This window comes from Nocardia sp. NPDC127606, assembly GCF_042671725.1.
Taxonomy (GTDB): Bacteria; Actinomycetota; Actinomycetes; order Mycobacteriales; family Mycobacteriaceae; genus Nocardia.
The window spans coordinates 248,039-273,476 of record NZ_JBHXWQ010000009.1 but is presented as its reverse complement, the minus strand read 5'-3'; the positions used below and the strand labels follow the sequence as shown (position 1 = coordinate 273,476).

Genomic DNA, 25,438 nt, shown 5'->3' with positions numbered 1-25,438 from the left:
TGTTTCAGCTTCATATGTCCATATAGTTTGGGCGAAGCCATCTCCTTCGAGGGTGGTTGTGACTACTGTTACGCTACATGCAATTCACATAGAGCAGCCCCTGGAGGATTCATGGTGACCATCGGTGCCACGTTGCGCTTGACGGCGAGGCGCGTTCCCGACCGGGAGGCGCTGGTGTTCGGCGGCAGCCGCTACACCTACGCAGAACTGGATGCGGAAGTCGACCGCGTAGCCGGTGCTCTTGCTGTGCAGGGGATCGCCAAGGGCGATCGGCTGGCTCTGATGGCGACCAACTCCGACCGATTCGTGATCGTCTTCTACGCCGCGCACCGTTTGGGCGCGATCTTCGTCCCTGTCAATCCGGCGTCCGCCGCCCCTGAGCTCGACTACCTGGTTCGTGACTCCGGCGCGGCCGCCCTGGTCTTCGATGCGGCCGTCGCGCCGGTGGTGCGAACGGCGGTGGGCAACGGCCTGCCCGGGTCGCTGCGTACCTTCGCGATGTCAGCGGTTGAAGGTTTCCCGGACCTGTTCGCGCTCGCGGACACCGTCGAATGTCGTGTGGCCGACATCGCCGTCGACGACTCCGACGACGCGCAGATCCTCTACACCTCCGGCACCACCGGTTCGCCCAAGGGTGCGTTGTTCGACCACTATCGTGCGATGTGGGTCGCCGCGGCGACGACAGGAACTTGCGGCATGCGCGACGGCGACCGCTTCCTGCATGTGGCCCCGCTCTACCATGCCGCCGAACTGTGCATCATGCTGATCCCGGGCACCCTCGTCGGCGCTACCCACATCGTGCAGAGCGGATTCGACCCCGCCGACGTGCTGGAAGCCTTGGAGCGCGAACGCATCACGATGTTCTTCGGGGTGCCGACGATGTATCAGTTCCTGATGCGGGTTCCCGACGCCGCCGAGCGCGACTTGTCGGCCTGGCGTACCGGGATGTTCGGTGCGGCGCCCATGCCCGCAACCGTGGTTCAGCGGTTGGTCGCCATGTGGCCGGGGGTGAACTTCATGCAGCTGTGCGGTCAGACGGAGGGCGGTCCCGGCGGCATCTTTTCCAATCGCGAGCAGGTCCTCGAACGCCCCGACGCCAGTGGCCGCCAGGCGCTCATGCTGTCGGAATGCCGAATCGTCGACGCGAACGGCACCGAAGTGGCACCGGGCGAGGTCGGTGAACTCATCCTGCGCGGCGAGACCGTCATGAAGGGCTACTGGAACAAGCCCGAGGCTACCGCCACCACCATCGTGGACGGCTGGCTGCACACCGGCGACCTGGCCAGGCTCGATCCCGATGGCTACATGACACTGGTCGACCGGCTCAAGGACCTGATCATCACCGGCGGCCGCAATGTGTACTCGATCGAGGTGGAGAACGCGATCACCGCCCACCCCGGCATTCTCGATTCCGCCGTGGTCGCCCGACCACATGCCGAGTACGGCGAGAGTATCGTCGCCGTCGCGGTATTGCGGGAAGGCGCCGAACTGACACTGGACGGGCTGCGCGAGTTCTGCCGCGAACGGATCTCGTCCTTCAAACTTCCCCACGAGCTGATCGTCATCACCGAGATGCCGCGCAACCCCTCCGGGAAGATTCTGAAAAAGGCGCTGCGCGAACGTCTGACGGCCACAACATGAACGCCACGCCGACGATGCTCCGCCGCGAGGCCCGCAGGCGGCATGTCATCCTCGCCGCGAGCGAATTGTTCGGGAATCGCGCTATCACGGCACGAGCATGGACGAGGTCTCGCTGCGGGCCGGATTTACCAAACCCGTTTTGTACGACCAGTTCTCGGGGAAACTCGAGCTGTACTTGGCGGTCTTGCAATCGCATATCGACGCGCTGGTACGCGGCGTGCGCCATGCGCTGGGTGCGGGTGACAATCGCCAACGGGTACACGCCGCGGTGCAGGCCCTCTTCGACTTCGCCGACGAGGACCCGGCCGGCCTTCGGCTGATCTTCGATTCGGGTGTCAGCAACGAACCATCTGTCGAATGGCGGGTCAGAAACGCGATCGACGAGTGCGTGGGATGCATTTCCGATGTCGTCGTCGATGATTCCGGGCTCGAACCGCACCGAGCGCGCCTACTGGCGGTCGGGCTGGTCGGTGCCAGTCAGATGGCCGCGCGCCAATGGCTGGACTCGGGTCGGCCGATCACGAAGCGAGCGGCGGTCGAGATCACGGTCGGGTTGTGCTGGGACGGACTGTCGAGGGTGCCGTTGCAACCGGACGTTTGATGCACCGCGGCGCTCAGTTCGCGTCGCCGATCTCCAGGAGTCGCGCGCCGATGGTGAGCAGTGCGGTGTCGACACCGGGGCGTGCGCGCAACGGTGGCATGAGCGCGATGTCGTTCATCATCGTCTGTGCCGCTTGAACCCGGATGCGAGCGCTGACGGAATCCCAGTCCGGATGCACCGTGTTGACCAGATGTACCCATTCCGCGACATATTCGTGCTGGGCTGCTCGCGCTCGATGTCGGTCCGCATCCGGAAGGTACATGGACTCCGAGACGAGCAATTGGACCAGACCGGCGTTGTCGAAGACGAACTCCTGGTAGCTGCCGAGCAACCTGTGCAGACAATCACGCGGATCGGCGGACCGAGCGAATGCCCGATTCATGTCGATCCGTAGCCATGCGTCGCCACGGAACATCGCAGCCGACAGCACGTCCGACTTCACCGAGAAGTGGTTGTAGACACTCGGGCCCGCGATGCCGACGCCGCTGCCGATCTCCTCCATGCTCACGTTCGCGAACCCGTTCCTGGCGAACAGGCGCGTCGCCTCGGTCAGGATGGCTTCGCGGCGGGAACGAGGGACCATCGAACCGCGGTCCGCGGCCGCTTCCGGGTTTTGTTCGGTCAGCGCGATCGGCGAGTCGACCACCGTCGTGATGAGTTCCGCGAGCAAGGTGGCGAACTCGGGTTCGGGAAGCGACAGGCTGTGGAACGAAACACTGCTTGTCGCCGCGAGCGTGCACCAGGCCAGCAGGTCGGCTTCCGCCGTACCGAGATCGGGCCTGCGCGCGCTGATCAATTCGGCAGTGCGCGAGCCGATACCGCTGATCGATGCGTTGATCAGGCGCCGATGGTCGGCGGACAGGTGCCGGGATTCCCTGCGCACCAGCACGCCGACGTCTCGATCCGCGAGCGCCGCCGCCGCGAGCCGTGTCGCGAGATCATCGGCGGTGGCCTCGGTCAGGGCGTCGTTCAACGTGTTCAGCGCGTCGCTGACGACAGCGGCCAGCAGATCCTGCTTGCCGTGGAAGTGCCGGTACAACGCGGACGGGCCGATCGCTACCGCGTCCGCCACTTCACCGACGCCGACATTGGCGTAGCCATTCCGGCAGAACAGTGTCGCTGCCGCACCCAAGATCAGTTGACGCCGGTTCGCCGGACGCGTACCACGCGGGGGATGGCCGTGTGTGCGCAGGTCGGTCCCGTTGCCCATCCCTTCGCCTCCGATCTTGTTCAGGTGTCCGAGCATCGGTCGCCGACGCGCCGCGGTCTTCATGCCGCACCGAATTCCTACGCTACCGGCCGCATTCGTCATCGTGGCGAAGAGATGCCCTGCTGCGGAGTGTTTGCTTCCAGCAACTACTTCGAACTGACCACACTGCACTATGGAATCTTCACTTAGTTACTCACGATGTCGCTTATGTCTGTCGACACTACCTTAAAAGTGCTGATCAGAGGCGAAGGCAAGTGGGTCGGCTGTCTCTCTTGCCAAACCGTGTGTGATTGCTGTTACACTACGCCGACTTCACGTAGAACCAGGGAGGAACCATGGCGACGATCGTCGCAACGCCGCTGACCGCGCCTGCAGTCCGGATGACAGGCCGGGTGGGCGCCGTGGCCGAATCCGGTCATCGCCCGCCGATCTCGAGGGCGTGACACAGGTGCGATCAACGAAGGATCCGGATGCCCCGACCTCGACAGCGTTGGAGTGGAGCCGGGACTATGTCCGTGACCATCCGGTCAAGTCGATCGAGACCTTCGGCAGGCAGGTCACACTGGGCCGACAGGCGATCTCGCAACTCGTCGTCGACCTGTTCCGGGGCAAGTTTCATTTCGGCGAGTTCGTTCGCCAGTGCGCGTTCATGACCAGTGCCTCGGCCGCCCCGACCCTGCTGATCGCGATACCGATCGGGGTGATCCTTTCCATTCAGGTCGGTTCGCTGGTCGTCCAGGTGGGCGCCACGTCGTTCATGGGCGCGGCGAGCGGCCTCGGGATCATCAAACAAGGCGCGCCACTGGTGACTTCGCTGATGATCGCGGGCGCGGTGGGTTCGGCTATCTGCGCGGATCTGGGGTCGCGGACGGTCCGCGAAGAGATCGACGCCATGCGAGTGATGGGCGTCGACCCGCTGACACGACTGGTCGCCCCGCGCCTGCTCGCGGCAATGCTGGTGAGCGTGCTGCTGTGTGGATTCGTCGTCTTCATCGGCTTCATCACCGGCTACATGTTCAACGTGTACGTCCAGGGCGGCACGGCAGGCTCGTTCGTGAGCACTTTCGCCGCCTTTGCCGCGCCCTCCGATCTTGTCGCGGCGGTGGTGAAGTCGCTCATCTTCGGGCTGCTGACCGCGATCATCGCCTGCGACACGGGCCTGAATACGCGCGGCGGTCCCGGTGGGGTGGCCAATGCGGTGAACTCGGCGGTGGTCAACTCCGCGCTACTGCTGTTCGCCACCAATGTGATTCTCACGCAGGTGTTCAACGCGCTGTTCCCGCACGAGGTGGTGTGAGGTGGCCGCGACCTATGTGCCACCGCTGCTGCGCCCCATCCGCGCCCTGCGCCGCGCCGCTGGGCTGCCGGCGAACGCGGTGCGCAAAGCCGGCCATCAAGCCTTCTTCTTCGTGCGTTGCCTCGCCGATATTCCGCTGGCGTTCAAACACTATCGCAAAGACGTGTGGCGCCTGCTCTCCGACGTGACGTGGGGAAATGGCTCACTCGTTGTCGGCGGTGGAGTGATGGGCGTGATCATCGCGATGAACATCTTCGTCGGCGTCACCATCGGTCTCGAAGCGTTTTCGCAGCTGGATCTGCTGGGCATGGGCCCGGTGACGGGTGCGATCACGGCGTTCGCGGTCACCAGGGAGATCGGCCCGATGATCGCGGTCGTCGCGTTCGTGGTGCAGGGCGGGTGCCGGATCACCGCGCAACTGGGCACCATGCGGATCTCCGAGGAGATCGACGCCTTGGACTCGCTGGCCATCCGGCCGCTGCCCTACCTGGTCAGCACCAGGATTATCGCGGCGTGGATCGCCATCGTCCCGATGTATCTGATCGGCCTGAGTGCGGCGTACCTGTCGGCCCGGTTCACCGTGGTCCTGATGGGCGGCACCTCCAGCGGTACCTACTTCCACTACTTCCACCAGTTCTTCGTCAGTACGGACCTGCTGTTCTCGATCCTCAAGGCGATCGTCTTCGTGACCCTGACGGTGTTCATCCAGTCCTACTACGGGTTCTTCGCGCAGGGCGGTCCGGAGGGTGTCGGTATCGCGGCGGGCGCGGCGATCAAGGTCTGCTTCGTTGTCGTGGTGATCGCTGATCTGCTTCTGACACTGGGCATCTGGGGAATTGATCCGGGAATTCGGTTCTCGGGATAGATGGGGAAAATGATCAACGATCCAAGTGGGCGTGGACCGAGCGGCCGGCAATTGCTGGTCGCCGGAATCGCGCTCGGCATGGTGGTGGCCACTGTCACCACGCTGCTCCTGCTTCGCTACGCGGGCAAATTCACCGATACCGTGTCCATCGTCGCGGAGCTCACCTCCACCGGCGACGGACTGCCCGCCGGTTCGGACGTGAAGTTCCGTGGGCTCACCGTGGGTAGTGTGCGCGGTTCCGAGGTCGCGGCGGCCGGCGATGTCCAGCGGGTGCGGATCGCATTGAAACCGGAGTTGGCCACCGGCGTCGCGTCCACCGTGACCGCCCGCGTGGTGCCCGCCAACATCTTCGCAGTTACCTCCATCGAGCTGCTCGACAACGGCCCGGGCAGATCGCTGACCTCAGGCGCGGTGGTCCTGCAGGACCGGACGGAGGAAACCGTCGCGCTGCAAACGGCTTTGACGACTTTCCGGAACGTCTTGACCAAACTGGAGCCGGACAAGCTCGGGCGAATCTTGGCCACGCTCTCGGAAGCGCTCTACGGCAGCGCCCGCATGCCGGGTTCGACCTTGGAGCGGCTGGATCGCTGGCTCACCGGTGTCAACCAGGTCGGGATCGCCTCGGACCTGGAGAACTTCACCACCGCCGCCGCCGGCCTCAACCAGTCGGCGCCCGCGCTGCTCGACGTGCTGAGTCAGTCGGTGACAACGGCCCAGACGCTCGCCGAACGGCGAGATCGTCTGACGGCGCTGCTCACCGGTGCGGGCGAGACCGTCGATGTCGTGAACGGACTCTTCGCCCGCAATCCCGACACCGGCAAGGAACTCGTGGGTGGGCTCGCTGAAACCTTCGGGGCCTTGGCGGCCGATCCGGAGGCGTTGCCGCAGGCGATGGTCAACTTCACCACTACATTGCGGAACTTCTCCACCACCTACCGCGGCGGGCCGGACGGGAAACTCATGTGGCAGTGGAAGATCGACATTTCCCTGACACCGTTTCGGCCCAACACCCGGTCCGACTGCCCGCGTTACGGTGAGTTGGCCGGACCGAGCTGCGGCACTGCTCCCGAGGTTGCCGACCCGGGGGAGCTCCCGGCGGCACTGCGCCCCGTCGAATCTCCCGCCGCACCAGGTCCCCTGCCTGGTCTGCCAGGCCTGACGGGTCTGCCTACTCTTCCGGGCCTGCCCGTTCTACCCGGCCTACCCGGAGCGAGCAGTCCCGTTCGCCCGGCAGCGTTGCGAGGACCGGCGGCGGTCACCGCTCTGCTCGGCCGGACCCCGAACGCGACACAGCTGATTTTGCTCGGCGCTGCCCTGACCGGCGGATCGCTGACTCAGGACACCTCGGAAGGAGGTCGCCAACAATGAGCTACCGAAAACCACTGATCGGATTCAGCCTGTTCGCCATCGTGTCCGTGCTGGTCACCGGGGTGGTCTGGTCGACGCTGCAACGCGCTGTCCCCGGCGAGACCAACCACTACTCGGCGACATTCTCCGACGCCTACGGGTTGCATCCCGGCGACGATGTGCGGATGGCGGGCGTCCGGGTCGGCCGGGTCCAGTCCGTCGCGCTCGACGAGGAGCACCATGCCCGCGTGACGTTCCAGGTCGAGCGAAATCAGGCGTTGTTCACCAATACCCGGGCGATGATTCGTTACCAGAATCTGATCGGGCAACGCTACGTAGCGCTCGCACCGGGCAAAGGCGAGGGCACCGCGCTGGCAGCCGAGGGAGCCATCCCGCTGCGTGCCGCGGACGGGACGTTCCAGACGGAGCCGTCCTTCGATGTGTCGGCCCTGCTCGGAGGGTTCGAGCCGCTGTTCAGCGCGCTGAAACCGGAACAGATCAACTCGCTGTCGAACACCCTGATCCTCGCGCTGCAGGGTGACAACGTTTCGTTGAGCGCCTTCATCACCCAGGCCGCGGCGGTCGCCGCGGAATTCGAGCAGCGCGACCAGATCCTCGGCGACGTGATCGACAACCTGACCGGCGTGGTCACCGGATTGGCCGCGCGCGGTGGCGAATTGGACACTCTTGTCAACCGGACCGCCGACCTCGTCGCCGGGCTGTACGAGCAAGGCCAGACCCTGCTGCACTCGACCGAGCAGGTCGCCGGCGCCACCGGGTCGGTAGCGAACATGATGGGGCAGGTGCAGTCCCAGCTGCGCCTGGCTCAGAACTCGACGACCGCGGCCTTCGACCTGCTGGTCGGCAATGGCGCGAAACTCGACCAGGCGGCGATCGACCTGCCGAAGATCCTGCTCGGCGTGGCACACCTCACCGAGAACGGGGCCTACGCCAATGCCTATGCCTGCGAACTCGACATCGCGCTCTACGGCGTGCTGCTCCCACCAGGTGTGCTTCCGGAGATCATGAATGCATTGATCGGCAACCATCACTCGGAGGTGTGCCGATGATCGCGGCGACTCGTATTCGGTTCGCGGGAACGATGACGAGACTGCGTTCCCGGCTCGGAGATGACACGCCCCGCCGCCGCGACATCCGCTCCGGCCTCATCGGTGCCGTTGTCATCGCGGCACTGTTGGTCGGGTCGAGTGTCTACAACTCCCTCGGTATCGGAGACAAGACCATGGTCGCCGAGTTCGTCCAAGCGGCCGGTTTGAAGTCCGGCGACAAGGTGCGGGTGGCCGGCATCCAGGTCGGCCGGGTGGTGGCGGCCGAGGTCGAGGCAGGCCACGTCGCGGTGACCTTGCACATCGACGGCGACCTGGCGATCGGGCGCGATGCTCGCGCCGAGATCAAGACTTCGACGATCCTCGGCGGCACCTATGTCGCGTTGGACACCGGACACGGCGATGAGTTGCGTGGCAGCCGAATAGCGCTGTCGCACACCACCGTTCCATTCAACCTCGCCAAGATCGTGCAGGACCCCGACTATGCGTCGCAATTCGAACGAATCGAACGCATCGATACCACCAAAGTCTCTGAGGCGATCGGCGTGCTCGGCGACCAGCTCGGTGATTCACCCCAGCTCGCCGCCACGGCGCTCGACAGCGTCGGCGCACTGGCGAAAACGATCGACGCCCGGCGCGGACAGGTCGATGCCCTGTTGAAGAGCTTGGACCAGGTCGCCGGAATCCTCGATGGCAACCGCAACAACATCCTGCTGATCATGGTGCAGGCCGGTGCCATCGGCGACCGTGTCAACGAGCGAAAGCAGATGGTGCAGAGCCTGCTCGACAATATGGCGGCACTCTCGCGCCAGTTCCAGCAGATCGGTGCGGACAACGACGAACAGCTGGGCCCGATGATCGAGCAGCTGGCGGTCATGAGCGCGGGGCTGGAGAAGAATCGTCTCCAGCTCGACCAGCTGCTCGAGGTTATGCCGATCGCCGTGCGACAGATGAACAACGCCTTCGGAAACGGCAACTACGGCGATGTTTGGGCACCGTGGGGACCCATTACCGACCAGATGCTCTGCGGCGTTCCCGGAGTACCGATCATCGAGGGGTGCCGGTGATGACAGTGCGCCGAATTATGACATCCGCGGCAGCCCTGTGCATCGCGGCGTTGGCGATCAGCGGTTGCGATCTGCGCGGTCCGTTCGTCGACAAGATCCAGGTGACGGCCGATTTCGCGAACATCGCCGGTGTATACGAGGGCAATGACGTCTCGCTGCTCGGAGTGAAGATCGGCCAGATCGACAAGATCGCTCCACACGGTGCGTACGTCACCGTGTGGATGACGATCAGTGCCGACACTCCCGTGCCGGCCGATGCCATCGCCGCGACGCTGTCGCCCTCACTGGTGACCAACCGACACATCGAGCTGGCGCCCGCCTACTCGGGCTCCGGGCCGAAACTGGCTGACGGCGACCACATCCCGTGCGGCAGCTCGTGCGGGATGGACGGTCCGGCACGCACCAGGACTCCCGTCGATCTGGACCGGGTACTCGCTACCGTCGACAGCATCGCCACGTCGCTGAAGGGCACCGAGGGCGGCGAAGGCCCGCTCTCGGGCGAGGACCTCGCGCAGGTGTTGCGCGGTAACGGCGACCGGATCCGGGAGACCATCACGGCGCTGTCCAACTCTGTGCAGCTCGGACTGGACAATGGTGATGCCATCTCCCGAATCATCGTGCGGCTCAACGACATCACCCAGATGATCGCGGGCAATGACCAGGCGGTGCGTGAGTTCAGCGGTCAGACGACCCAGCTGAGCGAGCTGCTCGCCGATCAGTCACCCGGCCTGCAAGCCGTCCTCGCCCAGCTCAACGATTTCCTCGCCAACACCAGCGCGGTGCTGGACCAACGTGGCACCCAGCTGGGCGATGCCTTGACCGGGCTGACCGGCACCACCGGTCAGCTACAGCGCAACGCGCGCAATCTGACCGAGATCGTCGACGTCACGCCGCTGCTGTTCCGCAACGTCGACAACGCCGTGATGCGTGATCAGGGACAGATCCGCCTGCATTTCCTGGTGGACAAGTCGCTGCTCGACGGTGAGGCACTGAGCCTGTTCTGTTCCCGTATCCAGATGCGCTCTGACGGCTGCCGTACCGGCAAAGCCGAGGATTTCGGTCCCGACTTCGGCCTCACCGCCGCCCTGCTCGGATTGAGTGGTACCCGATGACATCCACCGCTACCCGCCTGGCCTCGACACTGATGCTGGCCACAGTCCTGGGGACCGCGACAGGCTGCGGCGTCACCGTTCAGGATCTGCCACTGCCCCGCCCGAGCATCGGTACAGACAGCTACCGTGTCCACGCGATCTTCACCAATGCCCTGAATCTGCCCGCGTCCGCGCATGTGAAGATCGGTGGATCCGATGTCGGCGAGGTGACCGAGATCTCGACCCGGAACTACCTCGCCGATGTCGAGTTGAGCATTCGCGGTGATGTGCGCCTGCCGGCGAACGCGACGGCCGAACTGCGCCAGGCCACCCCACTCGGCGATGTGTACGTAGCGATCTCGCTGCCCCCGCGCACCTCCGATCAGCAACTACTGCGCCCCGGCGACACCATCACCCAGCAGAACACCTCCGCGGGTGCGTCGGTGGAGGATCTGCTGTTGTCGGTCGCCACCCTGGTCAATGGCGGCGCGCTGAACCGGGTCGCGACCATCGCCACCGAGCTGGACTCCATGGTCGCTGGTCGCGGGCCGATGCTGGCCCACCTGATCACCGAAATGACCGCGGCGACAACGGCATTGAATGAACGATCCGACCAATTCGACGGCATGCTCGGCCAGGTGGACGGCCTGCTCACGCAATTCGACCAGCGCCGGGCCGAACTGAGCGCCGTCGCCGACACTGTCCCGGGCATGATCGGCGCGATCGCTGACGACAACCGCAAGATCGGCGACCTGCTCGGCAAGATCGCGGTCACCAGTGCGGCGCTGCAGGATTTCGCCGATACCTCGACCACCGATCTGGCCGCGTTGCTCGACAGCACCGAGAAGCTGACCTCCAGCCTGGCCCGGATGGGCGGCAACTTCGCCGGAACCCTGGATGCGCTCCATGAGGTCACGCCGAAACTGCTGAGTACTCTGCGCGGCAATGCGATGGCCTTCTACGGGACGGCGAACTATCTCGGGCTCGGCGCGCTCTACGACCCGGGCAGCAAGGTACCCGACGTCACCGACGTCGACGCCTTCGGGGGCAGCCTGCTCGATGTGTTGCAGCGTGTCTACGCCAGAGTGCACGGAGGACAGCGATGACGTTCGTTTCGCGACTACTGCATCGCAAGGTGCTGCTCACCAACCTCGGGCTGGTGTTCGCGCTGATCCTCGGCGGCACCTACCTTTTCGTGGGTCTGGCCGATATCAATCCGCTGCGCGCCGCCTACACGGTGAGGGTCGAGCTGGTTCGTTCCGGTGGTCTGATGAACAACAGCGATGTCACCTTCCGTGGCTATCGGGTCGGCCGGATCACCTCGATTCGGTTGACCGGCACGGGGATCGAGGCGTTCGCGCGGATCGATTCCTCGGCTCGGATCCCATCGGGTGGAATCGTGGCTGTGCAGTCTCTTTCGGCAGTGGGGGAGCAGTACCTCGACTTCCGGCCGACTTCCGGCGACGGCCCCTACTTGGCGGACGGGTCGGTGATCAGGTCGAAAGATGTCACGACCCCGGTGCCGCTGGCCGACGTGCTGGAAAACGCGAACGCGTTGATCGCTCAACTCGATCCGGTCGGTGATCCCGCGCGGTTCCAGACGATCATCGCCGAACTGGACAAGGCACTCGGCGGCGGCCCGGACCAATTGCGCAACCTGGTTTCTGGAATCAGCGCGATTACCGTGGGGATGGACAGCGTCCTGCCGCAGACGGTCGCGCTGCTGACGAATCTGCGGACAATCGCGGCCACCACTGCGCTCGTTCAACCGGATCTGGCCACCCTCACTCGCAATTCGAGCACGCTGTTCGGGCAACTCAACGCCGCCGACGTCGAATTGCGCCAGATGCTCGACCTCGCGCCGGGTCAGCTCGCGACCGTTGGTGGCGTACTGGCAGAAACCTCGGACCCTGTCACGAACCTCGCGACGAACTTCCTGGCCATCGCCCGCTCGGCACGCTTGCGCACGCCGGCCATGCGCGAACTCTTCCCGGCATTGCGCGATGGCGCGGGTGCGCTCGGTGTCCCCATCCACGATGGTGCCTTCAACACACTCGTCGACATCTGGCCGCGCCCGACCTGTGAATACGAGACCCTGCCGGTGTCGCCGACCCAACTCAACGGATCCACTGTGCGGCGCTGGAACTTCTGTGTCACCAACAATCCCGCACTCCAGATCCGGGGGTCGGCCAACGCACCCCGACCCGATCAGCCGGACAACGGCGCCGCCCGGCCGCCGGGTGTGAACCCCGACGAACAGTCGATCCCGATCGACACCGAGATCCCGCGGCGCTGACCCTAGCGCCCTGACAGTGAGAAGCATCCAGATGACACCCACCGAACGCGAAAAGCCCTCAGCCTCCGACGACGTCGAAGCATCGGAAACCCTGGCGCCGAAAGTTGATGCCGCCGCCGATCCTCAGGAAGAGTCGACGGCACCAACCAGCCCGGCCGGAGAAAATCGATGGTCGCGCCCGGTTCGCGCGGCCACCATGGCAGCGGCCGTCCTGATCCCCCTCTCCGCCGCCGCGTTCTTCTACACCCGATACACCGCCGATCACTCGACTCTCGAGGTGCAGAACTCGGCACGGACGACAGCGTGCGAATACGCGAAGACGATGACGAATTACAACGCCCAGAACATCGACCAGTACATCGGGAATGTACTGGACGGTGCCACCGGCGAATTCAAGACCGAGTTCTCCAAGACCAGCAGTGAACTCAAAGACGTGATCACGAGCGCCCAGATCAAGTCCGAAGCCCGTGACACCAGCTGCGGTGTGGCCAATGCCGACGACGAGCACGCCGAGGTGGTCGTCGCTATGAGCGTGTCCATCAGCAGTCTCGGCACCCAGGGCAGGCAGGTGCCCAGCCAGATCTCTCTGGTGGCCACGATGGACCGAATCGACGGTCACTGGCTGGTCAGCAAGCTCGATGCACCGGCACTGGAACCCGCGTCGCCCGCCCCGGCCCCGGTCGCTGAACAACCCGTGCCACGATAGTCGGCCGGTCGCACTGGTGGAGCGAACGGCGAAACGCACTGGGACCCGGAATCGACTCCGGGTCCCAGTGCGTTTCGAGTCTGCTCTCAGTTGTGGCGGGCCCGCTGTTCGTATGCCGCACGCTTGTCGGCGTCGACGTCGTCGAGGAAGACGGACTCCCCGCCGAATGCCCTCGTCATCGCTTCCGCGAGCCCGCGTGGGATGAACTTCTGCGTCGCCGCCAGTGCCCCGGCCAGTCTGGTTACCCGGACGCGTGCGGTGGGCTTGCCGATCAGCCGGATGATGCCCGCGGCGATATCTTCGGGCTGGGCGCTCTTGATGCCACGGATACCGTGGGTGCCCGCAGTCAATTCGGTGTTCACGAACGACGGCATCATCAGCGAGAAATCGACTCCCGTGCCACGGTGTTCGACCCGAGCCGCGTCGGTGAAACCGACAACGGCGTATTTGCTGGCGCAATAACTGGCCAGTCCGGGTGTATAGATCTCGCCGGCCAACGAGGCGACATTGATGACGTGGCCGCTGCCCCGGGGCACCATGCGCTGGGCCGCCAACTTTGATCCGATGATCACACCGAACGCATTGATATCGATAATGCGCCGGGTGACGTGCTCGGGCTCGTCGATGAGCCGCCCGACCGGCATGATTCCCGCGTTGTTGACCAGAACGTCGATCGGTCCCAGCGCCTGTTCCACAGTGTTCAGGAAAGCCTCGAACGACGCCGTGTCGGTGACATCGAGTTTGCTGTAGGCAGTCAGCCCCAGGACAGCAGCCGATTCTTTGAGCGCTGTCTCGTCTATGTCGCCGATGGCGACCTTCGCGCCGAGCTCGGTGAGCGCTTTCGCCGTCGCGAATCCGATGCCACGGGCACCACCGGTAATTGCAACAACCTTATCCCGCACAGACTTCGGTGTCATTGTGGGTTCTCCGCCCTTTCGGCTGGCCATAATCGCCTTGACGCTACGGGCCTGCCCGGACCGATGACAGGGCCGGAGCGCGCACAATGTGTGACCGAACCGCGCACTACGCGGTCAGGGGATTCTCGGTCTGATATGAGCCCGGCGCGATACCGGTCCACCGCCGGAAGGCGCGGCGAAACGCACTCGGCTCGGAGTAGCCGAGCCGCTCGGAGAGTTCCTCGATGGTCTCCTCGCCGCGGACGAGGCTGTCGATGGCGCGGTCACGCAGGATGTCCTCCTGGATCACGCGGAACGAGGTGCCCTCTTCCCGGAGTAGCCGCCGGACATGCTGAGCACTCACCGACAATCGTTTGGCGACATCCTCGGTGTCGGGCCAGTCGGGAGAATTCGTGCGTTCGAGGATGTTGCGTACCCGGTCTGCGGTGGTCACGTCATAACGAGTGCGGAAGAGCAGGTCAGCAGGTGCCGTCCGCAGGAACGCGGTGAGCTCCGGTTCGGTGCGCACGACCGGAACCGCCAGGAACATCGAATCGAAGCTGAAGGCGGCGCACGCGGCATCGAAGCTCGGCATCGCCCCGTAGATCAGTCGATACTCGGCCGCATACGGCGGTGCGGGAAACGGCAGGTCCACCGAAGTCAGCCGGATTTGTTTGCGGATCAGCCACGATGCGAGGCGATGGATGACCGCCACGCCGATGTCGACGACCAGCGGGTCGAGCGCGACGTCGGAACCGCTGTCGATCACCACCTGGGCACGGCGGCCCGACACGATCAACTCCGACCGCATCCCTGTGGTGAGTGTCGTGAATTCGGTGAACCGTGTCAGCGCGGTATGTAGATCGGGCGCATGGATGAGGCCGAGGGTGATCATCTGGAAAACGCCGCGGGGAACAGGGCGTGGTCCGAGTCCGGCGAGTTCGTCGTCGGTCTGCTTCCACAATGCCGTCACGACCTGAATCGCCTGCGCACGGGTTACCCGGACCCGATCGTGTCCGAGCATTTCGGGAGTGATGCGTGCGCTGCTCAAGGCGCCGCGGATATCGATGCCGCGGGCCGCCGCGGTGGACATCGCGGCTCGGACGAACTGAATCGCCACCGTGCGCCCTGCCGTCACCGATTCTTTTCCGCCCTGTGCTGCCACACAGGAAATCTAGCAGCGCGAGCGGAATGCGCGTTTCGGTCACGAACTACGCGAGGTCGAGTCATTTCGAACGGTCCGTGCCGTCCGTAGCGTCGAGTTACGAGCGATGCGGCCGTGTTCGCGGCCACGCTGAGTCGAGGAGGATGGTGAATGTCCGAGCACGTGTTCAACGTCGACGGCATCGGTACGTGGAGTTCGGAAATCGAATTCCCGGTCGAGAAGCAACGCGCTATCGCGTATGCCGAGGCGACCAATGACCCGATCGCGCAGCACCTCGACGGTACCTACGCGCCCCCGGTGTTCGCCGTCGTGCCCGCATTGTCGGACCTGGCCGACACCACGATGGGAGTCGTTCCCGACGAACTGATGATGCGAATTCTGCACGGCGAGCAGGATTTCCGATTCCATCGCCCGATCGTGCCCGGTGAGACGCTGACGGTGCGGTCGAAGGTTGTCGGCATCCACGGCAAGTCGACCGGCGTGGTGGTGACGACCATCGGTGAGACCAGGGACGCCGCGGGCGCGCTGGTCAACGAGCAGTACTTCTCCGGCTTCTTCAAAGGTGGTGTCTGGCCCCATGAGGCCGGAACACCCGCGCCGGCACACTCTTTCGACGAGTCGCTGCGTGAGCGTGCAGCCGACTTCGTTGTCGAGCAGCAGTTCGACAAGGACCAGACCTTCCGCTACGCCGAACCTGCCGGCGACCCGATGCCGATCCACCTGGACGACGACTTCGCCAAGCAGATGGGACTGCCGGGAATCATCATCCACGGGCTGTGCACGATGGCGTTCACTTCGCACGCGGTGCTGTCCCAGGTCGCCATCGACGATCCGGCGCGCCTGCAGCGCCTGGCGGTCCGTTTCAGCAAGCCCGCGCGGCCCGAGCAGCTGATGACCACATCGATCTGGCATACCGGCGAGACCGAGGGACGCCAGGTCTACACGTTCGAGAGCGCCAGCGGCGACGGCGACGCTCTCATCAAGGACGGCATCGCGGAGATCGCGTAGCCCGTCCCAGCACACTCACGTCAAGGAGTCAGATCAATGAGCAATCGCGTATTCGTCGTCGGTGTCGGCATGACGAAGTTCGAAAAGCCCGGCCGTCGTGAAGGCTGGGACTACCCGGCCATGGCGAAAGAGTCCGGCACCAAAGCCCTGCAGGACGCCGGTATCGCCTACGACAAAGTGCAGCAGGCCTACGCCGGTTACTGTTACGGCGAATCCACCTCGGGTCACCGCGCCGTCTACGAGCTCGGCCTGACGGGCATCCCCGTCTTCAACGTGAACAGCAACTGCTCGACCGGTTCGAGCGCGCTGTTCCTCGCTGCCCAGGCGATTCGCGGCGGCCTGGCCGACTGCACCCTGGCCATCGGTTTCGAGAAGATGCAGCCCGGCTCGCTCGGTTCCACCTACGAGGACCGCGAACAGCCGATGCAGCGGCATCTGCTGGCCATGGCGGAGCTGCGTGAGATCTCGTTCCCGCCCGCGCCCTGGATGTTCGGCGCGGCCGGTCTCGAGCACAACGAGAAGTACGGCTCCACCCCGGATCACATGGTGCAGATCGCGGTCAAGAATCACCTGCACTCGGTGAACAACCCGTATGCGCAGTTCCAGGACAGCTACACCGCTGACGAGATCAAGTCCGCCAAGATGATCTACGCCGCGGGCCAGGTGACGCGCCCGATGTGCTCGCCGACCTCGGACGGTTCCGCCGCCGCGATCGTGGTCAGCGAACGCTTCGTCGAGGAGAACGACCTCGCGGGCCAGGCCATCGAGATCGTCGGCCAGTCGTTGGTGACCGATGTTCCGGGCACCTTCGAGAGCGGCAGCCTGATCACTCTGGTCGGTGGCGATATGAGCCGCCGCGCCGCTCTCGAGGTGTACGAGCAGGCCCAGATCGGTCCCGACGATATCGACGTGATCGAGCTACACGACTGCTTCGCCGCCAACGAGCTGCTCACCTACGAAGCACTCGGACTCGCCGCCGAAGGCGAAGCGCACAAACTTGTGGACGCCGGCGACACCACCTACGGCGGTCGCTGGGTCGTCAACCCGACCGGCGGTTTGATCTCCAAGGGTCATCCGCTCGGCGCGACCGGCCTGGCCCAGTGCGCCGAATTGAACTGGCAGCTGCGCGGCATGGCGGACAAGCGCCAGGTCTCCGGCGCGAAGATCGCGCTCGCACACAATATCGGGCTCGGCGGATCGGCTGTGGTGACCGCCTACCGCCCGGCCGCGCGCTGACCCACCACGACACACACCGGCAAGACCACTCTCCAGCAACGCTATTCGAGTAAAGGAAAAGACACATGGCACAGGCATCGGCGTCGAAGGAAATCGCGGTTTCGCAGGACAAGGTGTGGGCGATCATCGCCGACCCCAGCCGCAACGCGGAATGGAACACCATGCACGACAAGTGGAAGTCCCAGCCGCCGACCTCGGTCGCGCAGGGCGACAAGATGAGTGAAGTCCTCTCGATCATGGGAATGCCGAACACCATCGAGTGGGACGTCACCAACTACGACGCGCCCAACACCTTCACGATCTCCGGCGTCGGTATGGCCAACGCCAAGGTCAGTTTCACGATGTCCGTCGAGGCCTCGGGGGCCGGGTCGGTCGCGAAGATCGAGGCCGAGTTCATCAGCCAGATGATGGTCGGCGCGATCGGCAAGGCCATCGAGCGGACCGCGTTCAAGGAGCTGGAAGCCTCGCTGCTCCGGCTCGCCGACCTCGTCGCCTGACAGATCTCGATACCGGAACGTAGACAAGGAATTCACATGGGTTCAACGGAGAATCGCGTCGCCATCGTCACCGGTGCGGGCCGTGGCATCGGGCGTGAGCACGCACTGCTGCTGGCCACGCAGGGCGTGAGCGTCGTCGTCAACGACCTCGGCGGCAGCAACGACGGCAGCGGGACCGACGCCGGTCCGGCGCAGCAGGTGGTCGAGGAGATCATCGCCGCCGGCGGCAAGGCCGTGGCCAACACCGACAGTGTCGCTGACTGGGATGGCGCGCAGAGTCTCGTCGACCAGGCCATCTCAGAGTTCGGCGGCCTCGACATCGTCGTGAACAACGCGGGCATCCTGCGCGACGCGTTCATCGCCGGCATCGAGAAATCGCAGTGGGACTCTGTGCTCGGAGTGCATCTCCACGGCCACTTCAACCTGATGCGTCATGCCGCGGTGTACTGGAAAGCGCAGTCCAAGGCGGGAACCCCGCGCAATGCCTCGGTGATCAACACCGCCTCCGCGTCGGGCACCTTCTCGGTACTTCCCGGCCAGGTCAACTACGCCGCCGCCAAGGCCGCCATCGCGGCGATGACGCTCGTTGCCGCCGAGGAACTGTCCCGATATGGGGTGCGCGTCAACGCTATCGCCCCCGTGGCCCGCACTCGGCTCACCCTCGCCACCCCGGGGATGAGCGCGATCTTCGCGGCCGAGGTACCCGAAGGCGAGTTCGATGCCTTCAGCCCGGCGAACATCGCCCCCATCGTCGCCTACTTGGCCAGTGAGAAGTGCCCGCTGAACGGCAAAGTGCTCGCCGTGCAGGGTGGCGCGGTCTCGCTGCTGGAAGGCTGGACCTTCCAGGAGACAGTCGAGATCGACGGACCGTGGGTGCTCGACGAACTTCCCGCGCAGTTCGATCGCTGGTCGTAATGAGCACGTCGTTCAGTGTGGAGCGACGCGCCAGCTACGCCGGGTACGAGACGCGTGAACTGGTAGTGGCCGGCATGGGCCCCACCATCCTGCTGGTGCACGGTTTCGCGCACGCCTCGGAAGCCTGGCGTCAGACCCTAGATCACCTGCACGCGGCCGGGCAGGCGGCGGTAGCCGTCGACCTGCCCGGCTTCGGTCGCGCCGATCGTTTGCAGCCGGGAGCGTTAGTGCCGCAGCTGGATATGTTCCTCACCGAGGCAATTCGGCAGAATGCCGGGCCCGAAGGCGTGGTGCTGATGGGCAACTCGCTCGGCGCTGCCCTGGCCTTGCGGGCGAGCCGAAACAGCGACCTTCCGGTCGCGGGGGTCGTTGCCCTCGATACGGCGGGGATCACCTGGAAGCGGCTCGTCTCGATCGGGCTCGGCCCGATCATCGCAGCCAATCATCTGTCTGCTGCCCTCGGCTTTTCGGCCAGACTTCATCGGGCCGTCGTCGCCAAGGTCGGCCCACGCTTGCTGTACGGGCGCAGGTCCGCGGTCGACCCCGACACGGTGGCAGAACTCGTCGCGGTCGCCGCCGACCCCGCCGAAACCCATCGGCTGATGAGCTTGGGTGCCCGACTCAAAGACGAGCTCGACGAAAACAATGATCATGGCGGCGTACGGGTGCCGATGGTCGTCGTGCAGGGGGCTCGCGACCGTCTGGTTCCGGTCTCCGCCGGTCGCATATTGCACGCGGCCAATCCCGGTAGCCGCCTGGTCGTGTTGCCACACGCGGGACATTGCCCCCAGCTCGATGCCACCGCCGTAATCGCCCAGCTCGCACGCGAATTGGCGGGCATCTCTACCGAAACAAGGGATATCTCGTGACCACGCACCGATCCAGTTGGATGAACAAAGACCTCGATCAGGTCGCCGAACTGGCCCGCAACTTCTTCATCAAATACTGTGCCCCGCACGAAGAACGGTGGGGCAAGCAGCAACACGTCGACCGCGAGGTCTGGCACCGAGCCGGTGAACTCGGTCTGTTGTGTGCCAGCATCCCCGAGGAATACGGCGGTGGTGGTGGCGATTTCGCCCATGAGGCGATCATCGCGATCGAACAGGTTCGGGCGCTCGCGCCGAGTTTCGGCGGGGTGCTGCACAGCGGCATCATCGCGCACTACATCAATGCCTACGGCACCGAGGAACAGAAGCTCGCGTGGTTGCCGAAGATGGCCAGCGGTGAGCTGGTGGCGGCTATCGCCATGACCGAGCCGGGTACCGGTTCGGACCTGCAGAACATCAAGACCCGTGCGGTCAAAGACGGCGACGACTACGTCATCAACGGCGCCAAGACCTTCATCTCGAACGGATTCTTGTGCGACCTCGTCATCGTGGTTGCCAAAACCTCCGATGACGGTGGAATCGGTGATGTCTCGCTGATCGGCGTGGAAACCGCGGACCTGCCGGGATTCTCGCGCGGCCGGAACCTGGAGAAGGTCGGCCAGCACGGCCAGGACACCTGCGAGCTGAACTTCGTGGACGTCCGGGTGCCGCACCGCAATGTCGTCGGCGGTGTCGAGGGGCAAGGCTTCATCCAGCTCATGCAGCAACTGCCTCAGGAGCGACTCATCCTGGCCGTCTCGGCAGCGGCGACCGTCGAGAAGGCGGTACAGGTCACCGTCGAGTACGCCAAGGAGCGCACGGCATTCAACAAGCCGATTTTCGGCTTCCAGAACACCAAATTCGTACTCGCCGAATGCGACACGCTCGCTTCGGTGTGCTGGACGTATCTGGACAGCTGTATCGAGAAGCATCTGCGCAGTGAGCTCGACATCACCACCGCGGCCAAGGCGAAGTGGTGGCTCACCGAGCAGCAGTGCATTGTCGTGGACCGCTGCGTTCAGGTCTTCGGCGGTTACGGCTACATGGTCGAGTATCCGATCGCCCGCATGTACGCCGACTCGCGTATCCAGAAGATCTACGGCGGCACCAGCGAGATCATGAAGGAACTCATCGCGCGAAGCCTGTAGTCCCACAACCCGTTTCGATAGAGAGTGAACAGACGATGGGTCCATTGACCGGAGTCAAGGTAGTCGAAATAGCAAGTCTCGCACCGGCACCGTTCGGCTGCATGATTCTGGCCGATATGGGCGCGGAGGTGCTGCGGGTGGACCGGGCGAGCGGTCAGGCCGGCGTCGTCGCGCCTGCCGGTCCGCTCGATCGTGGTCGCCGCAGTATCGCGGTGAACCTCAAGGATCCCGCCGGCGTCGCGGTCGTCCATGAACTCATCGCCAACGCGGATGTGTTCGTCGAAGGCTTCCGTCCCGGCGTCGCCGAGCGACTCGGGATCGGGCCGGACACGCTGCTCGAACTCAACCCGAAACTGGTGTACGGCCGGATGACGGGGTGGGGTCAGGACGGGCCGCTCGCGCCCCGCGCCGGCCACGACATCAACTACATCGCCGTTGCCGGTGCGCTCGAGCCGATCGGGCGCGCCGGAGAACGTCCGCACGCACCGCTGAACCTGCTCGGCGACTTCGCCGGCGGCGGCCTGTTCCTCGCACTGGGTGTGCTCGCGGCCCTCTACGAACGAGAGCGGTCGGGCAAGGGACAGGTCATCGACGCGGCGATGGTCGATGGTGCGAACACCCTGATGTCGTTCCTGCACGGCATGCACGCGGGCGGCATGTGGCCCAACCCGCGCGGGGAGAACATGCTCGACGGCGCGGCCCCCTTCTACGACACCTACGAAACCGCCGACGGCAAGTTCATGGCTGTCGGCTGTGTCGAGCCGCAGTTCTACGCCGAACTCCTGGACAAGCTCGAGATCGACGCCTCGGGTCTGCCGTTCCAGATCGACCCGGCCGGGTTCGATCAGCTGAAAAAGCTCATCGGCGATGCCTTCCGGACCAAGACCCGCGCGCAATGGGCGGATCTGTTCGCCGACTCCGATGCCTGTGTGTCCCCGGTTCTTTCACCGTGGGAAGCCCACGAGCACCCACACAACCAGGCACGCGACGCCTTCGTCGAGGTCGGCGGCATCGTCCAGCCGGCACCCGCCCCGCGATTCAGCCGTACAGCGAGCGCGCACCCGGTGCCGATGGATGCCGACGGGCGCGACCTGCTCGAGACCCTCGCGGCCTGGGGGATCACCGCAACCGACGCTGCCGGACTGGTCCAGTCCGGGACCGTCGTCTGAGCTGGTCGAGGGAAACGCCATGCCGCAGTACGAGTTCGAGGGCAAGCGCTGCCTCCCGTGGGACGGCAGCGCCGCGGTGAAAGGACCAATGAAATGCTCGACGTAATTCCTGAGTCTCTGGATCGGCTGCGCGCTGTCGCCGATCTCGCGCGGGGTGTCAATGTCTTGCGCAAGCGCGGGTTGATGAACCCCTTGCGTCCCGACCAGCTGGTCCGGTTGTCGCGGCGTGCGGACCGGTTCGGGCCGTTCGCCGCCACCGTCATGCACGGCGCGGATCTGCATCCTGGAGCGCCTGCGATCGTCGACGAGCGCGGCACTCTCAGCTTCGGCGACATCGACCGGCAATCGAATGCACTGGCCCGTGGACTGGCGACCACCGGAATCGCACCCGGTGACGTCGTCGCGGTGCTGAGCCGTGACCACCGGGGAATGGTGCTCGCCATGCTGGCCCTCGGCAAGCTCGGCGTGCGGATGGTGCTGATGAACACCGGATTCGCGAAACCACAGTTCGCCGATGTCGCGGCCCGCGAACGCGTCAGCGCCGTGTTGCACGACAGTGAATTCACCGGCGTGCTCGACGCTGTTCCCAGTGGCATCCCCCGCGTGCTCACCTGGGTCGATGACGCCGACGACGTCGCGCCGAATGCAGTGACGATCGACGACCTGCTGGCCGGGCGGGGGACCGATCCCATGCCGACCCCGGCCAAGCCTGGCGGAATGGTGATTCTGACCAGTGGAACCACCGGGACACCGAAGGGCGCACCCCGAGATACCGCCTCCCCTTTGATATCCGCGCAATTCCTGGACCGGGTGCCGCTACCACGCGACAACGCCATCGTGATGGCCGCTCCGATTTTCCATGGCACCGGCTTGTCGCAGTTCCTGTTGGGTCTGGGGCTCGGCAACAAGATCGTCTTCCAGCAGCGAAAGTTCAACGCGGAGCAGACGTTGCGCAATGTCGCCGAACATCGGGCGGCGGCGCTGGTCGTCGTTCCGACGATGCTGCAGCGGATCCTCGACGTCGGCCCGGAGATTCTCGCCGCGTACGACACTTCGAGTCTGCGAGTGATCTTCTGTGCGGGCTCATCGGTGTCGCCCGACCTCAGCAGACGCGCGGCGGAAATCTTCGGCGAGGTCCTGTACAACCTGTACGGATCCACCGAAGTCGCGGTTGCGGCCGTCGCGACACCGGCCGACATGCGCACGGCGCCGGGCACTGTAGGCAAGCCCCCCGTCGGCTGCCGGGTTGCCGTCTACGACGCCGACCGCAACCTGATCACAGAACCGGGAATGGTCGGCACGATCTTCGTCTCCAGCGGCCTGAGCTTCGCCGGGTACACCGACGGCGCCAACAAGGAGATCGTCGACGGCAAACTCTCCAGTGGCGACGTCGGCCACTTCGACAGCAACGGACTGCTTTTCGTCGACGGCCGCGACGACGACATGATCGTCTCCGGCGGCGAGAACGTCTTCCCGCTCGAAGTGGAAAACCTGCTCGTCCAGCGCCCGGACGTGCACGACGCGGCGGTGGTCGGCGTCGAGGACCAAGATTTCGGAAAACGCTTGCGCGCCTTCATTGTTCCCGGACCGGATTCGCGCCGTGATCCCCAAGAGATCAGAGACTTCGTCAAGGCGAACCTCGCTCGGCACAAAGTGCCCCGCGATGTCGTCTTCATGAATGAGCTCCCCCGTAACGCCACCGGCAAGTTGCTGCGCAACAAACTCACCGCGATCCAACTCTGAGGAGTCACAGATGACATCCGTGGACCCCACGGCGAATCGCGCCGACATCGAGGTGCGCAATCCTGCCGACGGGCGCGTCGTCGGTACGGTGCCCAACGACTCACCCGACATCGTCGCCGCCAAGGGTCGCGCGCTGCGGGCAGCCCAGCCCGAATGGGAAGCTCTCGGCCCGAAAGGCCGAAAAGTCTGGATGTTGCGGTATCAGGATTGGCTGATCGACAACGCCGGCCGGATCGCCGATGTCGTCCAGTCGGAGACCTCGAAGCCGCGACTGGATGCGTCGATCGAGGGCCCCGCCGCCGCTGACATCTTCGGCTTCTATGCCCGCCGGGCCGAGCGGTTCATGGCCGATCGGCACCCGACCCCGCACAGCCCCGCGGTCTTCCCGAAGCGGCTGGCCGTGGTGTATCGGCCGTATCCGGTAGTCGGGGTCATCACTCCGTGGAACTTCCCTTTCGGCATGCCTGCTCTCGATATTCCGCCCGCCCTCGCGGCGGGTGCCGCGGTACTGCTCAAACCGTCGGAAGTGACGCCGCTGTCCGGGGTACTTCTGGTGCAGGGCTGGAAAGAGATCGGCGCGCCACCGGTCCTGGAGGTGACGACCGGTGCCGGGGACACGGGGGCGGCTGTAGTCGACAGCGTCGACTACGTCCAGTTCACCGGCTCCACGCACACGGGCCGGATCATCGCCCAGCGGGCGGGTGAGCTGCTGAAACCGTGCAGTCTGGAGCTCGGGGGCAAGGACGCCGCGCTTGTGCTGGCCGATGCCGACCTCGACCGGGCGGCAAACGGCATCGCCTGGGGCGGCATGTTCAATGCTGGCCAGGTGTGCATTTCGGTGGAGCGCGTCTACGTCGAGGCACCGGTGTACGACGATTTCCTCGCCAAGCTGACCAAGAATGTCGAGGAACTCCGTCAGGGCCAGGACGGCGACAGCTACCGGTTCGACGTCGGTGCGCTGGCGACTCCCGCCCAGCTCGCTGTCGTGAAGCGCCACGTCGACGAGGCTGTCGCCGCAGGCGCCACCGTAGTCACCGGAGGCCGCCCGACCGGGGTCGGGAACTTCTTCGCGCCTACCGTTCTCGTCGATGTCGACCATTCGATGTCGTGTATCCGCGAAGAGACCTTCGGACCTACCCTTCCGGTCATCAAGGTCGCTGACGAGGCAGAGGCGATCCGTTTGGCCAACGATTCCGAGTTCGGACTCTCAGCCACCGTGTGGTCGAACAACAAAACTCGCGCCGCCCGTGTCGCCCGCCAGCTCGAGGTGGGCGCGGTCAACATCAACGACGCATTCTCCAATTTGTTCAACTTCACGCTGCCCATGGGCGGCTGGAAAACATCAGGAATCGGCACACGATTCGGCGGTGCAGCCGCCGTGCACAAGTACTGCAGATCGCAAGCGATCACGACACCTCGGATACCCACGACACAGAAGGAACTGCTGTGGTACCCGTACTCGCGGCGAAAGGCACTGTTCACGCTCGGAATCCTGCGCTCGGTCACCAGCCGAGGTCTCCGAAAGTTCGGCGTCAGCCCACGGGGACGGCAATGACAGGCGCTGGTGCGGGTTGCCCTGCGTTTCTCCGACGTCGCCGCTGTGGGGC

At 64.9% G+C, this 25,438-nt stretch carries 23 protein-coding genes; 20 read left to right on the top strand and 3 right to left on the bottom strand.

Features of this window, described 5'->3' with window-relative positions; all coding sequences use genetic code 11:
- Window positions 1-111 precede the first annotated feature (111 nt).
- Window positions 112-1,641 (top strand): class I adenylate-forming enzyme family protein, encoded by a 1,530-nt coding sequence (locus ACFVJ5_RS30900; protein WP_379225564.1) that lies wholly within the window; start codon window positions 112-114, stop codon window positions 1,639-1,641.
- Window positions 1,642-1,738: 97 nt separating this feature from the next.
- Complete coding sequence (locus tag ACFVJ5_RS30895) at window positions 1,739-2,242, top strand: TetR/AcrR family transcriptional regulator (protein WP_379225562.1); 504 nt, start codon at window positions 1,739-1,741, stop codon at window positions 2,240-2,242.
- 13 nt (window positions 2,243-2,255) lie between these two features.
- On the opposite strand, the gene ACFVJ5_RS30890 is transcribed toward ACFVJ5_RS30895, so the two are convergent.
- On the bottom strand, window positions 2,256-3,515 hold the full coding sequence (locus ACFVJ5_RS30890; RefSeq protein WP_379225560.1) for a TetR/AcrR family transcriptional regulator: 1,260 nt from the start codon (window positions 3,513-3,515) through the stop codon (window positions 2,256-2,258).
- Between the two features lie 385 nt (window positions 3,516-3,900).
- Here ACFVJ5_RS30890 and ACFVJ5_RS30885 point away from each other — a divergent pair, with 385 nt between their 5' ends.
- The 9 genes from ACFVJ5_RS30885 to ACFVJ5_RS30845 are packed head-to-tail and all read left to right on the top strand — an operon-like array spanning window position 3,901 to window position 13,188.
- Window positions 3,901-4,749 (top strand): MlaE family ABC transporter permease, encoded by an 849-nt coding sequence (locus ACFVJ5_RS30885; RefSeq protein ID WP_379225558.1) that lies wholly within the window; start codon window positions 3,901-3,903, stop codon window positions 4,747-4,749.
- A 1-nt stretch (window position 4,750) separates the two neighbouring features.
- Window positions 4,751-5,614, top strand: a complete 864-nt coding sequence (locus tag ACFVJ5_RS30880) for an ABC transporter permease (protein ID WP_379225556.1) — start codon at window positions 4,751-4,753, stop codon at window positions 5,612-5,614.
- A gap of 9 nt (window positions 5,615-5,623) precedes the next feature.
- Window positions 5,624-6,982 carry an MlaD family protein gene (locus ACFVJ5_RS30875; protein WP_379225554.1) on the top strand — a complete coding sequence of 453 codons (1,359 nt, stop codon included), beginning with the start codon at window positions 5,624-5,626 and terminating at the stop codon, window positions 6,980-6,982.
- Complete coding sequence (locus ACFVJ5_RS30870) at window positions 6,979-8,031, top strand: MCE family protein (RefSeq protein WP_379225552.1); 1,053 nt, start codon at window positions 6,979-6,981, stop codon at window positions 8,029-8,031. The genes ACFVJ5_RS30875 and ACFVJ5_RS30870 overlap by 4 nt, the downstream gene beginning before the upstream one ends.
- A 32-nt stretch (window positions 8,032-8,063) precedes the next feature.
- Window positions 8,064-9,095 (top strand): MCE family protein, encoded by a 1,032-nt coding sequence (locus tag ACFVJ5_RS30865; protein ID WP_379225550.1) that lies wholly within the window; start codon window positions 8,064-8,066, stop codon window positions 9,093-9,095.
- 17 nt (window positions 9,096-9,112) lie between these two features.
- The gene (locus ACFVJ5_RS30860) at window positions 9,113-10,207 is read left to right on the top strand and encodes an MCE family protein (RefSeq protein ID WP_379225548.1); all 1,095 of its coding nucleotides are present in this window, start codon (window positions 9,113-9,115) and stop codon (window positions 10,205-10,207) included.
- The gene (locus ACFVJ5_RS30855; RefSeq protein WP_379225546.1) at window positions 10,204-11,292 is read left to right on the top strand and encodes an MCE family protein; all 1,089 of its coding nucleotides are present in this window, start codon (window positions 10,204-10,206) and stop codon (window positions 11,290-11,292) included. The genes ACFVJ5_RS30860 and ACFVJ5_RS30855 overlap by 4 nt, the downstream gene beginning before the upstream one ends.
- A complete protein-coding gene (locus tag ACFVJ5_RS30850; RefSeq protein ID WP_379225544.1) occupies window positions 11,289-12,482 on the top strand; it encodes an MlaD family protein in 1,194 nt (397 codons plus the stop codon). Before ACFVJ5_RS30855 ends, ACFVJ5_RS30850 begins: the two co-directional genes overlap by 4 nt.
- A gap of 31 nt (window positions 12,483-12,513) precedes the next feature.
- The gene (locus ACFVJ5_RS30845; protein ID WP_379225542.1) at window positions 12,514-13,188 is read left to right on the top strand and encodes a hypothetical protein; all 675 of its coding nucleotides are present in this window, start codon (window positions 12,514-12,516) and stop codon (window positions 13,186-13,188) included.
- A gap of 86 nt (window positions 13,189-13,274) precedes the next feature.
- Here ACFVJ5_RS30845 and ACFVJ5_RS30840 read toward each other — a convergent pair whose 3' ends face one another.
- Both ACFVJ5_RS30840 and ACFVJ5_RS30835 read right to left on the bottom strand, forming a co-directional pair.
- Window positions 13,275-14,105, bottom strand: a complete 831-nt coding sequence (locus tag ACFVJ5_RS30840) for an SDR family oxidoreductase (protein ID WP_379225540.1) — start codon at window positions 14,103-14,105, stop codon at window positions 13,275-13,277.
- Window positions 14,106-14,211: 106 nt separating this feature from the next.
- Window positions 14,212-15,249 carry an AraC family transcriptional regulator gene (locus ACFVJ5_RS30835; RefSeq protein WP_379225538.1) on the bottom strand — a complete coding sequence of 346 codons (1,038 nt, stop codon included), beginning with the start codon at window positions 15,247-15,249 and terminating at the stop codon, window positions 14,212-14,214.
- Between the two features lie 150 nt (window positions 15,250-15,399).
- Between ACFVJ5_RS30835 and ACFVJ5_RS30830 the strand changes: the two genes are divergently transcribed.
- From ACFVJ5_RS30830 to ACFVJ5_RS30790, 9 genes are all read left to right on the top strand, one after another.
- Entirely contained in the window at window positions 15,400-16,257 is an 858-nt protein-coding gene (locus ACFVJ5_RS30830) for a MaoC/PaaZ C-terminal domain-containing protein (protein ID WP_379225536.1), read from the top strand.
- 36 nt (window positions 16,258-16,293) lie between these two features.
- Complete coding sequence (locus ACFVJ5_RS30825; protein WP_379225534.1) at window positions 16,294-17,493, top strand: lipid-transfer protein; 1,200 nt, start codon at window positions 16,294-16,296, stop codon at window positions 17,491-17,493.
- Window positions 17,494-17,558: 65 nt separating this feature from the next.
- Window positions 17,559-17,990: an SRPBCC family protein gene (locus ACFVJ5_RS30820; RefSeq protein WP_379225532.1), complete on the top strand. Its 432-nt coding sequence runs from the start codon at window positions 17,559-17,561 to the stop codon at window positions 17,988-17,990.
- Window positions 17,991-18,026: 36 nt separating this feature from the next.
- Window positions 18,027-18,905, top strand: coding sequence for an SDR family oxidoreductase (locus ACFVJ5_RS30815; protein ID WP_379225530.1), 879 nt, complete (start codon window positions 18,027-18,029; stop codon window positions 18,903-18,905).
- Entirely contained in the window at window positions 18,905-19,774 is an 870-nt protein-coding gene (locus ACFVJ5_RS30810; protein WP_379225528.1) for an alpha/beta fold hydrolase, read from the top strand. The genes ACFVJ5_RS30815 and ACFVJ5_RS30810 overlap by 1 nt, the downstream gene beginning before the upstream one ends.
- A complete protein-coding gene (locus tag ACFVJ5_RS30805) occupies window positions 19,771-20,919 on the top strand; it encodes an acyl-CoA dehydrogenase family protein (RefSeq protein WP_379225526.1) in 1,149 nt (382 codons plus the stop codon). The genes ACFVJ5_RS30810 and ACFVJ5_RS30805 overlap by 4 nt, the downstream gene beginning before the upstream one ends.
- Before the next feature lie 35 nt (window positions 20,920-20,954).
- On the top strand, window positions 20,955-22,088 hold the full coding sequence (locus ACFVJ5_RS30800; RefSeq protein WP_379225524.1) for a CaiB/BaiF CoA transferase family protein: 1,134 nt from the start codon (window positions 20,955-20,957) through the stop codon (window positions 22,086-22,088).
- A 93-nt stretch (window positions 22,089-22,181) separates the two neighbouring features.
- On the top strand, window positions 22,182-23,831 hold the full coding sequence (locus ACFVJ5_RS30795; RefSeq protein ID WP_379225522.1) for an acyl-CoA synthetase: 1,650 nt from the start codon (window positions 22,182-22,184) through the stop codon (window positions 23,829-23,831).
- A 10-nt stretch (window positions 23,832-23,841) separates the two neighbouring features.
- The gene (locus tag ACFVJ5_RS30790; protein WP_379225520.1) at window positions 23,842-25,386 is read left to right on the top strand and encodes an aldehyde dehydrogenase family protein; all 1,545 of its coding nucleotides are present in this window, start codon (window positions 23,842-23,844) and stop codon (window positions 25,384-25,386) included.
- Window positions 25,387-25,438: the final 52 nt, after the last annotated feature.

Bases quoted from the DNA above. Each gene is read 5' to 3' on its own strand.
- ACFVJ5_RS30900 (WP_379225564.1), top strand. From the start codon at position 112: ATGGTGACCATCGGTGCCACGTTGCGCTTGACGGCGAGGCGCGTTCCC.
- ACFVJ5_RS30895 (WP_379225562.1), top strand. From the start codon at position 1,739: ATGGACGAGGTCTCGCTGCGGGCCGGATTTACCAAACCCGTTTTGTAC.
- ACFVJ5_RS30890 (WP_379225560.1), bottom strand. From the start codon at position 3,515: ATGAAGACCGCGGCGCGTCGGCGACCGATGCTCGGACACCTGAACAAG.
- ACFVJ5_RS30875 (WP_379225554.1), top strand. From the start codon at position 5,624: ATGATCAACGATCCAAGTGGGCGTGGACCGAGCGGCCGGCAATTGCTG.
- ACFVJ5_RS30870 (WP_379225552.1), top strand. From the start codon at position 6,979: ATGAGCTACCGAAAACCACTGATCGGATTCAGCCTGTTCGCCATCGTG.
- ACFVJ5_RS30865 (WP_379225550.1), top strand. From the start codon at position 8,064: ATGACGAGACTGCGTTCCCGGCTCGGAGATGACACGCCCCGCCGCCGC.
- ACFVJ5_RS30860 (WP_379225548.1), top strand. From the start codon at position 9,113: ATGACATCCGCGGCAGCCCTGTGCATCGCGGCGTTGGCGATCAGCGGT.
- ACFVJ5_RS30855 (WP_379225546.1), top strand. From the start codon at position 10,204: ATGACATCCACCGCTACCCGCCTGGCCTCGACACTGATGCTGGCCACA.
- ACFVJ5_RS30850 (WP_379225544.1), top strand. From the start codon at position 11,289: ATGACGTTCGTTTCGCGACTACTGCATCGCAAGGTGCTGCTCACCAAC.
- ACFVJ5_RS30845 (WP_379225542.1), top strand. From the start codon at position 12,514: ATGACACCCACCGAACGCGAAAAGCCCTCAGCCTCCGACGACGTCGAA.
- ACFVJ5_RS30840 (WP_379225540.1), bottom strand. From the start codon at position 14,105: ATGACACCGAAGTCTGTGCGGGATAAGGTTGTTGCAATTACCGGTGGT.
- ACFVJ5_RS30830 (WP_379225536.1), top strand. From the start codon at position 15,400: ATGTCCGAGCACGTGTTCAACGTCGACGGCATCGGTACGTGGAGTTCG.
- ACFVJ5_RS30825 (WP_379225534.1), top strand. From the start codon at position 16,294: ATGAGCAATCGCGTATTCGTCGTCGGTGTCGGCATGACGAAGTTCGAA.
- ACFVJ5_RS30820 (WP_379225532.1), top strand. From the start codon at position 17,559: ATGGCACAGGCATCGGCGTCGAAGGAAATCGCGGTTTCGCAGGACAAG.
- ACFVJ5_RS30815 (WP_379225530.1), top strand. From the start codon at position 18,027: ATGGGTTCAACGGAGAATCGCGTCGCCATCGTCACCGGTGCGGGCCGT.
- ACFVJ5_RS30810 (WP_379225528.1), top strand. From the start codon at position 18,905: ATGAGCACGTCGTTCAGTGTGGAGCGACGCGCCAGCTACGCCGGGTAC.
- ACFVJ5_RS30800 (WP_379225524.1), top strand. From the start codon at position 20,955: ATGGGTCCATTGACCGGAGTCAAGGTAGTCGAAATAGCAAGTCTCGCA.
- ACFVJ5_RS30795 (WP_379225522.1), top strand. From the start codon at position 22,182: ATGCTCGACGTAATTCCTGAGTCTCTGGATCGGCTGCGCGCTGTCGCC.
- ACFVJ5_RS30790 (WP_379225520.1), top strand. From the start codon at position 23,842: ATGACATCCGTGGACCCCACGGCGAATCGCGCCGACATCGAGGTGCGC.